At 56.2% G+C, this 10996-nt stretch carries 9 protein-coding genes; 5 read left to right on the top strand and 4 right to left on the bottom strand.

The features are described 5' to 3' along the window. On the bottom strand, positions 1 to 419 hold a 419-nt coding region (locus KK078_RS20940), incomplete at its 3' end, for a Gfo/Idh/MocA family protein (protein ID WP_317195974.1). 588 nt (positions 420 to 1007) lie between these two features. Here KK078_RS20940 and KK078_RS20935 point away from each other — a divergent pair. Further along, a complete protein-coding gene (locus tag KK078_RS20935) occupies positions 1008 to 2048 on the top strand; it encodes an aromatic ring-hydroxylating oxygenase subunit alpha (protein WP_254092268.1) in 1041 nt (346 codons plus the stop codon). Between the two features lie 94 nt (positions 2049 to 2142). Here KK078_RS20935 and KK078_RS20930 read toward each other — a convergent pair whose 3' ends face one another. The 3 genes from KK078_RS20930 to KK078_RS20920 form a co-directional block, all read right to left on the bottom strand. After that, positions 2143 to 2700, bottom strand: coding sequence for a hypothetical protein (locus KK078_RS20930; RefSeq protein WP_254092267.1), 558 nt, complete (start codon positions 2698 to 2700; stop codon positions 2143 to 2145). A 114-nt stretch (positions 2701 to 2814) separates the two neighbouring features. Beyond that, positions 2815 to 4143 (bottom strand): xylose isomerase, encoded by a 1329-nt coding sequence (gene xylA, locus KK078_RS20925; RefSeq protein ID WP_254092266.1) that lies wholly within the window; start codon positions 4141 to 4143, stop codon positions 2815 to 2817. Positions 4144 to 4152: 9 nt separating this feature from the next. After that, entirely contained in the window at positions 4153 to 5652 is a 1500-nt protein-coding gene (locus KK078_RS20920) for a xylulokinase (RefSeq protein WP_254092265.1), read from the bottom strand. A gap of 109 nt (positions 5653 to 5761) precedes the next feature. Between KK078_RS20920 and KK078_RS20915 the strand changes: the two genes are divergently transcribed. The 4 genes from KK078_RS20915 (at position 5762) to KK078_RS20900 (ending at position 10985) form a co-directional block, all read left to right on the top strand. Next, entirely contained in the window at positions 5762 to 6460 is a 699-nt protein-coding gene (locus KK078_RS20915) for an NUDIX hydrolase (RefSeq protein ID WP_254092264.1), read from the top strand. Between the two features lie 144 nt (positions 6461 to 6604). Continuing rightward, complete coding sequence (locus KK078_RS20910; RefSeq protein WP_254092263.1) at positions 6605 to 7846, top strand: MFS transporter; 1242 nt, start codon at positions 6605 to 6607, stop codon at positions 7844 to 7846. 172 nt (positions 7847 to 8018) lie between these two features. Then, a complete protein-coding gene (locus KK078_RS20905; RefSeq protein ID WP_254092262.1) occupies positions 8019 to 8930 on the top strand; it encodes a GDSL-type esterase/lipase family protein in 912 nt (303 codons plus the stop codon). Between the two features lie 609 nt (positions 8931 to 9539). Continuing rightward, positions 9540 to 10985: an arginine deiminase family protein gene (locus KK078_RS20900; RefSeq protein WP_254092261.1), complete on the top strand. Its 1446-nt coding sequence runs from the start codon at positions 9540 to 9542 to the stop codon at positions 10983 to 10985. Positions 10986 to 10996: the final 11 nt, after the last annotated feature.

Here is a 10996-nt window from a genome sequence, read left to right as displayed (position 1 = left end):
GTGTACGTGTGGGTCAGGCCGAGAATGAGGCCGGTCTTGTCCACCAGCTTGCGAAGTGTTTTGGCTTCGTCTACCGAGAACGCGATGGGCTTTTCCACGATCACGTGAAAGCCATACTCGAGGGCCATCTTGGCGGGGCCGAAGTGTACGTGGTTGGGAGTAACGACGGAAACAAAGTCCATCCGCTGGTCGGCGGGCAGCTGCGATTCCTTCTCGAACATCTCCTGGTAGGTTTCATACACTCGCTTCGGATCGAGGTATAACGCTTGCCCGGTAGCTTTGGATTCGCCGGGTACAACACTGAAAGCACCGCATACTAATTCAATCTCGCCATCAATGCCCACAGCTTTGCGGTGTACAGGGCCGATAAAAGAGGTGATTCCCCCTCCTACCATCCCCATGCGTAATTTTCTTTTCATGAGTGTTAGTGATTGGTTTTTTAAGGTTTAAGATGATCCTTATCCCGCCACCGGTCAGACGCCTACCCTGTCTTTGCCGGTCGGATATTTCATACGTTTGTATTTTGTTGCAATAAAGTATTATCAGCTTGAAAAGTAAACAAATAAAATTACCGGAAACGATTGCAACCGCTTTCGGCTTCGCAATTTTTTATGCGTTCAGGAGAAAATGCGACCGCGGCGTAGGATGTAAAGTGTTATCTTCGCCCTGACTGCAGGCAGAGGTATTCATATCACCGGCTCACGCAGGGCTACGCATGATACGTTGCTCCCCATGCGCAGACAAATCTACAGCCGCAATATCCTTACTTTACCGCGACCTTACAGCGACCTTACAGTGACCTTATAGCGATCTGAAGCAATACCAAAGCCCTATATAAACCAGGGATAAGCCGTACTAACGTTATCCACGCCTTATCACCCGCCGGTATCGGGCGTGAGTCATCCCCGTATTCCAACACCAGGAACGTTTGTGAATCTGATTTCCGTCATCGGAATCTTCGGGAAATTCCCCCTACCTTTACCCGTAATAGTATCTAACGGACATACATGACCGAATCGCTCTTTCTTCGAAATCTTTGGTATTTCGCCATGCACGGCGAGTTTTTGAAACCGGGTAAACTTGTTGCCAAAGAGATCTTGGGCGAACGGATCGTCTTCGGACGCAACGAGCAGGGTGAGCCCTTTGCCTTGAAAGATAACTGTCCCCACCGGGGCGTACCGCTGTCCATGGGCTGGTACGACGGCAAAGAGATCCAGTGTTGCTACCACGGCTGGAAGTTCAACCACGCCGGCACCTGCACGGCCATCCCGGCCCTGGCCGACGACAAGTTCGACCGCTCGAAGATCAAAGTCTTTAACTACCCATGCCGCGAGCTGAACGGCACCATCTGGATCTATATTCCCCGCAACAAAACACAGCTCGACGGCGCCGACAGCCGCCTGCCCGACCTGCTGCTAAAGCCCGGGCTGAAGTTCCGCTTCGTAGAAAAAGTGACCATGCCCGCAGACGTCGACCACGCCGTGATCGGCCTGATCGACCCCGCCCACGTCACGTTCGTACACCAGTCGTGGTACTGGCGCTCGGCAAAGAAACTGAAGCGCAAAGAGAAACACTTCGAGCCCGACGGCTTAGGCTTCAAGATGGTGCGGCATAAACCTTCGTCCAACTCGAAGGGATACTCGATCCTGAAAGGCGAGACATCCACGGAGATCAACTTTCAACTACCCGGCAACCGGTTCGAGCATATCCGCGTGGGCGATCACGAGATTATCTCGATCACATGCCTGACGCCGATCAACGAGAAAGAGACCGAGCTGAATCACATCTTCTATGCATCGTTCGGATTTGTAAAATACCTCTGGTGGCCCCTGCGCTACCTCGGCAAACAATTCATCCACCAGGACCTGGGCGTATTCCGCAAACTCCAGAAAGGCCTGGAAACCAAACCAACGCTGATGCTCCTCGGCGAGCCCGACGCACAAGCACGATGGTATCACGAGCTGAAACGCCAATGGGACCTGTCGCAACAGGAAGGCAAGCCGTTTGAGAATCCGGTGCCGAAAAAGACACTACACTGGGTCACGTAAATCAGAGTGAGTGTGAACCCGGTAGCCCTCGGTTTGAGAGCGGGGGGAATATGTAGCCTTCGCTCTCACACTCCACACTCACACTGATTCCGCCCTACCAGTCGTCGCTATCCTGCTTCTTCTGAAGCTCCGTATACTGCAGCTTATCCGTAAAAGCCTTATCCAACAATCCCAACGTATTCGGCTTACACCAGTCCGGCGATAAGATCGTCGCGCTGTTCTTGGTAGCGTAGCTGGTCAGGCGGTCCTTCTCGCTGATATTCTTGTAGCCGATGTTGCCGGTCACCATCAGGGTACGGAACGTGAGCCGGTACTTGCCGTCCTTCACCGCGGCAGTCACCTTGCCGCTATACTTGCCCGTTTGAATGATCGGCGGAGTAGCCACCTGCGTGAACTGAAATTTCTTATAGTCGACCGTAATGTCATTTACATCAAACGAAACCTCGTCGCCACTCACCGACACGTTAGCAACATAGGGCAATGCCTTATAGAACTCCGCCAGCTTGGCGGCAGTGACAGAATCTTGTATAAAGACCTTTTGGTAGATGATCTCCTGGTCGACGACTTTGAAGTTGCCGTAGGTGGTAGGAGATTGGGCTTGTGCGAAAAAAGAAACAGAAGCCAGGATCAAAAAGCAAAAAATACCTCTCATGGGGGTGTTAAGTTTCCCCAAAGGTAACGAACGGGTGGCAATCACCCATGCGAGGCAAACCAAAACAAAGACCGTTCGACCGGGTAGGGTGTCGAACGGCCTTCGTGTGTATGACTAAACGAACTTGCTTAACAAATTCTCGTAGTACTCCTGCTTGCCGCTGATCTGTTGCGGTTCGCCGGTCTTATGGGCCAGCGTGCGCAGCTCTTCCAGGGTCACTTTACCTTGCTCGAACTGTTTGCCTTTGCCACTGTCGAACGACGCGTAGCGTTCTTTGCGCAGTTTCAGGTAGGTACCATCGTCGAGGATGGCCTGTGCCGTCAACAGGGCGCGGGCGAACGAGTCCATACCGCCGATGTGGGCGTGGAAGATGTCCACCAGGTCGGTCGAATTGCGACGTGTCTTGGCGTCAAAGTTCACACCGCCGTTCTTAAAGCCGCCCGCCTGCAGGATCACCAGCATCGCTTCGGTCAGCTCAAACAGGTTGTTGGGGAACTGGTCGGTATCCCAGCCGTTCTGGTAGTCGCCGCGGTTGGCGTCGATGCTGCCGAGCACGCCGGCATTGGCCGCTACCTGCAGCTCGTGGTCGAACGTATGTTGCGCCAGGGTGGCGTGGTTCACTTCGATGTTCAGCTTGAAGTCGTCCATCAGGTCGAACTCGCGCAGGAAGGCGATACACGTCGCCGCATCGAAGTCGTACTGGTGCTTCGACGGCTCCATGGGCTTGGGCTCGATCAGGAACGTGCCCTTAAAGCCTTGCGCACGGGCGTAATCTTTGGCCGCATGCAGGAAGCGCGCCATGTGCTCCTGCTCGCGTTTCATGTCGGTGTTCAGCAGCGACATATAACCTTCGCGGCCGCCCCAGAATACGTAGTTTGTGCCGCCGAGCTCGATCGTCGCGTCGAGTGCGTTCTTTACCTGAGCACCGGCATACGCCACCACGTTGAAGTCAGGGTTGGTCGCCGCGCCGTTCATATAGCGCGGGTGTGAGAACAGGTTGGCCGTGCCCCACAACAGCTTTACGCCCGAAGCCTTTTGTTTCTTCTTGGCATACTCCACCACCTTGGCCAGGCGGCCTTCCGATTCTTTCAGCGTAGACGCTTCGTCTACCAGGTCGTAATCGTGGAAGCAATAGAAGGGCACGCCGATCTTGGTGATGAATTCAAACGCGGCATCCATCTTGTCGAAAGCACGCTCCACAGCGTCTTCGCGCTGGTTCCAGGGAAAGTTCTTGGTGCCGGGGCCGAACGGATCGCCGCCGGTGCCGCAGAAGGTGTGCCAATAGGCAATGGCGAAGCGGAAGTGCTCTTCCATCGTCTTCTTGCCGATCTTGCGCTTGGCATCATAGAATTTGAACGCCAGCGGGTTGTCGGATTCCTTGCCTTCGTACTTGATCTGGCCTACGCCTTTAAAGTACTCTTTGTCTCCCAGTGAAAGTTTCATAGTATAGCCTTAATTGATTTGTTTCTGTACCTGTTGAAGCCAGCGGTCGTACGCCGCCGCATATGCGGCGGCCTTGCCGGCCTCGGGGTCTTCCGAGCGGATCAGCTTCAGCCCGCGGAAAGCTTCTTCAAACGCGCCATAGATCCCCGCGCCCACGCCGGCTCCCAGCGCGGCGCCTTTGGAACCGTCTGTATCATATAGTTCCAACCGGGCACCGATGGTATTAACGAATGCTTCGCGGAACAGCGGACTGAGAAACATGTTGGCATTGCCCGCACGGATCACCTGGGTCTTGAGCCCCATCTCCTGTAAGACGTCAAAGCCATACTTCAACGCAAACACGATCCCCTCCTGCGCCGCGCGGAAGAGGTGCGCCTGGCCGTGGCGGTTAAAGTCCAGGCCGAAGAAGGAGCTGTTGATGTTCTTGTCCTCCAGCACACGCTCTGCGCCATTGCCGAACGGCAATACGGTCAGGCCCTCCGCGCCAATGGGGGCGCCGGCGGCAATGCTGTTGATGCGGTCGTAGCCATACAGGTCGCCTTCGCCCCGGGCCATCTTGCGCAGCCAGCTGTTCAGAATGCCCGTACCGTTGATGCAGAGCAACACGCCGTTGCGCTTGGCCGGGTGTTTATCGTTCACGTGGATGAAGGTATTGACCCGCGAGCGCGTGTCGTATGCATTCTTGTCGGTAACGCTATAGATCACACCCGAAGTACCCGCCGTGGCCGCCGTCTCGCCGGGGTTCAGCACGTTGAGCGAGAAGGCGTTGTTCGGCTGATCGCCCGCCCGGTAGCTCACGGGAATGCCCGCCGTCAACCCAAGCTGATCGGCAATCGCCTGGCGCACCTTTCCCTGGATCGAGAAGGTCGGTTCCTGGCGGGCCAGCATGCCGGCGGGGATGCCGTATTGGTCCAGCAAGCGCTTGGAAGGAGCTTCGTCCTGGTAATCCCAGAACATGCCCTCCGACAGGCCAGAGGCAGTCGTCACGATGTCGCCCGTGAGTTTCATGGCCAGGTAATCGCCCGGCAGCATGACCTTGTCAATGCGGTCGAATACGGCCGGCTCGTAGATCTTCACCCACCGCAATTTGGAAGCCGTGAAGTTTCCCGGATAGTTGAGCAGATGCTGCAAGGCGTATTTCTCGCCCATGTTATCCACGGCGTCTCGGCCGATCTCCACGGCCCGGCTGTCACACCAGATGATCGAGGGGCGCAGAACGTTCTGGTTCTTGTCTACACAGACCAGCCCGTGCATTTGATACGAAATGCCGATGGCCGCAATGGCTGCCGGGTTGACACCCGACTGCTTCAGGGCACCTTGCAGGGCCTTCACGGCGTGTTCCCACCAGGTGGCCGGATCTTGCTCGGCCCAGCCAGGCTGAACGGCCAGCATCCCCATTTCTTCGGCAGGCGAATGGGCGGACCCCACGGTCAGCCCCGTCTCGGCATCGACCAGGGAGGCCTTCACCGAAGAGCTGCCGACATCATACCCCAGCAGGTATTTCTTCATAGTAACAATGGTTCAATCGGTTGATGATGTGGGTAAAGATATAACTTATAGTACATTTGACTACAAGGTGTCCGGAATTATTTTCTATCTTGGCCTCCACAGCACTTCTATGCCCATGACCCACGACGCACCCGATGCCATTATTGATGCCCTCTCCATCGACTGTCTCATCTTCGGTTTCCAGAAGAACGAGCTTGACATATTGCTCGTACAGCACGGCGAAGGGATCAGCAAAGGCAAGTGGGCGCTGCCCGGAGGCTGGATCAAATATAACGAAGGCGCAGACGACGCCGCGGCCCGCATCCTGCACGACCTTACCGGCGTATCCAGGATCTACCTGGAACAGCTCCGGGCCTTCGGCGATGTGCACCGCTACCCTACCAAGCGCGTCATCACCATTGCCTACTATGCGCTGGTCAAGCCCGAGGCCTACACGCTGGGCGCTGGCTTCACGGCATCCGATGTAAAATGGTTCAAGCTGGGCGACGTGCCCACGCTGCCCTACGATCACAGCGATATCTTGGAAGCCGGCCTGCGGCACCTCAAGCACAAGGTGCGCCACGAGCCCATCGGCTTTAACCTGCTGCCGCGGAAGTTCACGCTGCTGCAGTTGCAGGAGCTCTATGAAGCCCTGCTGGGACAGAAGCTCGACAAACCCAACTTCCGGCGTAAGCTCATGAAAATGAACCTGCTACTACCCTGTAAAGAAAAGCAAACCGATGTGTCGCACCGCGCCGCCAGCCTCTACCGGTTCGACAAAAAGACCTACGACAAACTCAGCGAAAAGGGCTTTACATTCGAGCTCTAGCAAGCCGCGGCAGCACGTGCGGCCTATTATAATAGTCTAAACGACCATAACCCTATCGGAATTATTGTATCTTGCAATCGTTGGAAAGCAACAAAATTACATCCATATTCCGGGCGCTAAACCTAAATCGAATATACTATCCTTATGGAACAAACCATTGACCGCTCACGCCTGTTCTGGGCCAGCTGCCTGGCGCTGCTTGTCACTTCTCTATCGTTCGGCATCCGCGCCGGCATTCTGAACGAGCTCGGTACCACTTTTCAACTGACAGCCTCTGAGTTGGGTGTCATCACGGCCACGGCCTTCTGGGGCTTTCCGCTGGCGGTGATCATCGGCGGCATGGTGGTCGATATCATCGGCATGAAACGCCTGCTGCTCATCGCCTTCCTGTTCCACCTGGCGGGCATCATCTTTACGATCTTTGCCTCGGGCTACTGGTCGTTGTTCCTGTCCACCCTGCTGATCGGCATTGCCAACGGCACCGTGGAAGCGGCGTGTAACCCGCTCGTGGCAACGATCTATCCCGACAACAAAACCACCAAGCTCAACCACTTCCACCTGTGGTTCCCCGGCGGCATTTTTATCGGTACGCTCATCGTGTTCTTCTTTAACAAGATCGGCCTCGGCTGGCAGGTACAGGTCGCCACGATGATCATCCCGACCTTGCTGTATGGCTACTTCTTCTCACGCCTCACCTTCCCGGTAACGGAACGTGTGGCCGCGGGGGTTTCCACCGGCGATATGTATAAAGCCCTGCTCAGCCCGCTCTTCATCTTCATGATCATCTGTATGTTCGGCACGGCCATCACCGAGTTGTTCACCGGCCAGTGGATCGACGTCCTGTTGCGCAGCGTGACCGACAACGCCCTGCTGGTACTGACGCTGACCACCGGCATCATGGTGCTGGGCCGCGGCCTGGCCGAACCCGTCGTACACCGGTTCTCACCGCAAGGCGTGCTGCTGATCTCCGCAGCGCTTTCGGTCGTAGGTCTCTACCTGCTGGGCCATACCTCCGGTAATATGATCTTTGTGGGCGCGCTCGCCTTCGGCATGGGCGTATGTTACTTCTGGCCTACAATGATCGGTTTTGTAGCCGAGAACCTGCCCCGCACCGGTGCAGTAGGCCTGAACTTCATGGGTGGTGCCGGCATGTTTGCCGTGTCGCTGTACCTCATCTTCATGGGTGGCTACTACGACAACCTGGTAAAAAGCAAGATCCCCGCGGGCATCTCCGAAGCCGAAGCCGCCAACCTGCTGGCCGAAGCACGCAAAGCTGCCGGCCCTGAAATCATCAATGTAACACTTGTTATCCCGATCATTCTTACCGTGGCTTTTGCCGGCCTGGTATTCTATATGCGCGGCCGTAAGAAGGCCGTGGTGGCCTGACATGGCCCAAGGCGGTCGGAAGACGGACGTTAACAACAAACACCTCATGTACAAGAAAAGGATGGTCCCGGAACCATCCTTTTTCTTTTTATCGTATATCGGTTAATCCATCTTCTCCTTGAGTATGCGGAAACTTATCCTGATATTACTGTTAGCATCCGTGAATGACAGTATGGCACAGAAACTGAACGTCGTCGATCCGGTTAAATTCCTTGCCCTGGGCGATTCATACACCATTGGCGAGAGCGTCGCGCCCACCGAGCGGTGGCCGGTACAACTGGCCGCGGCCTTGCGCCAAAAAGGCCTCTCCTGCCCCGATCCCACCATCATTGCCACCACCGGCTGGCGCACCGACAACCTCCGGGACGCCATCCACCAGGCGCACCTTAAGCCAACCTATACGTTGGTCTCCCTGCTGATCGGCGTCAACAACTATTACCAGGGCAAGTCGGTAGAAGCCTACGCCCCCGAGTTTGAAGGCCTGCTGAGCACCGCCATCGCCCTGGCCGGCGGCCAGCGCGCGCATGTATTTGTCGTTTCGATCCCCGACTATGGCTACACGCCTTTCGGCAAAGACAAACAGCCCACCATCACCCTCGGCATCGACCGGTTCAACGCCGCCAACAAAGCGATCGCCATTCGCATGGGTGTCACCTATATCGACATCACCGACATCTCGCGTCGCGGCCTGTCCGAGACCGACCTCGTAGCAAGCGACGGCCTGCACCCCTCCGGCAAAATGTATACAGCATGGACAACGCGCATCGTAGAAAGCCTGAAGATCGCCAGGCCCGCGGAGGAAGGCAGCCTCAATCCCGCAACACCCGACAGCGGCACGCGCTCCAGTTTGAAAGTATACCCGAACCCCTTTCACGACATCCTGCAAATACAGAGTCACGCCGCACCCTCACCCACCCGGCATCTGAGCCTGCTCAACAGCACCGGGCAAACGATCAAGAACATTCCACTGGACACACAAGGTACGATCCTGATCCCAACAGCCGACCTCGCAGCCGGCACGTACTTTCTATCACTGCGCGACCAGGATGCCGAAGTCTTGCGCGAGCAGATCGTGAAGCAATAAACGCTATCTGGCGCAAGGGTACTGATCCAAGTAGCAGATTAATAATTTCGTGTTATGATATTCGGCACAGTAAAGTTTGGGATCATAGGGGCGAAGCCCCTATATACATTAGCATCTGGCGCGAGTCTTCCGACCGAAGGGAGGGCGACTCGTGCCTAGCACTGTTCGTGCACCCAACGGAGGGGGTCTCCGCCCCCCGGCCGCCCTTCAAATTGTTTTTGAGCCCCGCAGACAACAGCCACGCATCTGGCGCAAGGTACCGATCCGCCAACTGGCGGAGCAAGTACGTAACCCCGATAGCTATCGGGGGTGCCGGGACTGTAGGCAGTTTGCAACTGCCGGAACAGCACCGTGGCCGGACACAATAGACCCGATTTATACCTACCTTCCAATAATTGCTCTGAATCTGGCGCCGGTGTTAAACGCCCAGCGAAGCGGGGGCGTGTCACCGGTGCCTTGTATGGATGCGGTCTCCGACCGCCTTTCAGCACGCAACGCCGACGCATCTCTCCAACCCCGTGGCCGCGCACAAACCAAAGCCCGATTTTTAGGTATCGGCCGATCATTGCTTTTCTAAAGGCCTCTTCGTTTCTTCATAGAAAGTTGTTTATGAGCCTCCAAACCCTATGCGTCACGTCCGAGATCGGTACCCTGCGCCGACTGTTGGTGCACAGCCCCGACAGCAGCCTGGGCAAAGTGGTGCCCTCCAAAGCACAGGACTGGCTGTTCGAAGACATCGTCCACCTCGATACCATACGCCGCAAGGAATACGACTACTACACGCGCATCCTGCTCTATTTTCTCGACCCAGCGCGCATCAAAGGCAAACTGGCCGCCATCGACGATCCCCGCAACGACCGGGCTTTCTATAAACCCTGCGACGACAACTTTCACCGCTCCGAAAATGTCATCGAGCTGCAATGGCTGCTGGCCGACATCCTGGCCGACACGAGCATCCGCCTGCGGCTGGTCGCCTCGGTATGCGCTATCGAGTTCTGTTCGTACGAAACACAGAATTACCTCTTTGCCATGGAACCGCGTGAGCTTTCCAAAGTGCTCATCAGCGGCATCCTGAAAGACGGACGCATGCTCTTCCCCCCGATCCCGAATTTTATCTTTACACGCGACATCGGCGTGGTCATCAACGATCATATACTGTTAAACCGGCCGGCCAAGAAAGCACGCACGCGCGAGGCCTTGCTGACCAAGTATATCTTCTTCAACCATCCCCTGTTCACCACGTTCCGCGACAAGATCCTGGAGATCGAAGACACCTCCTACCACTTCCTCATGCCCAAAGACACCGACGACAAGAAGGTGACGCTGGAAGGCGGCGACGTGATGATGATCACGCCGCGGCATCTGCTGCTGGGCATCAGCGAACGCACCACGGTCGAGGCCGCGCACCAGGTCATCAACCTGCTCTTTGCCCGGCAGATCGTCGACACCATCACGGTCATTCGCATTCCGAAGAAGCGCGACTACATGCACATCGATACCGTCTTCACACAAGTGAAACGCAATGTGTGGGTCATGCTCGGCAACTTCTCGCGCACCAACATCCGCAAAGAGAGCGCCGACCCCATCGAACGCATTCTCGAAAGCAAAAAGAAAGACGACCCGGTCAGGATCACCCAGTTCCATCGGCACGACCCCGAGCATGCGGTGTCGTTCGACAGCCTGGAAGACCTGCTCATCAGCATCAGCGAAAACGAATGGAAGAGTCCCGACAAGACTGTATTTATATACTCCGGTAACAACGAATTTCCCTACGACGTGCGCGAGCAGTGGACGGACTCCTGTAACGTGCTGGCCTTGCGCGAAGGTGTGGTGTTAGGCTACGACCGCAACGACAAGACCACTGAGGCATTTCGCGCCGCCGGCTTTTCCGTGATCACGGCCGAAGCGCTGCTGGCAGGCCTCGAAGCCGGCACACTTCAAACCGAAGCGCTGCGCGACACGCTCATCGTCATGCCCTCCGCCGAGCTGTCACGCGCACGCGGTGGTTTTCATTGTATGAGCCTGCCGCTGTGGCGGGAAGATGTCACCCGCTGAACCCCAACCAC

The organism is Dawidia soli (assembly GCF_018598185.1).
Taxonomy (GTDB): domain Bacteria; phylum Bacteroidota; class Bacteroidia; order Cytophagales; family Cyclobacteriaceae; genus Ohtaekwangia; species Ohtaekwangia soli.
This window is presented reverse-complemented; position numbering and strand designations above follow the sequence as displayed.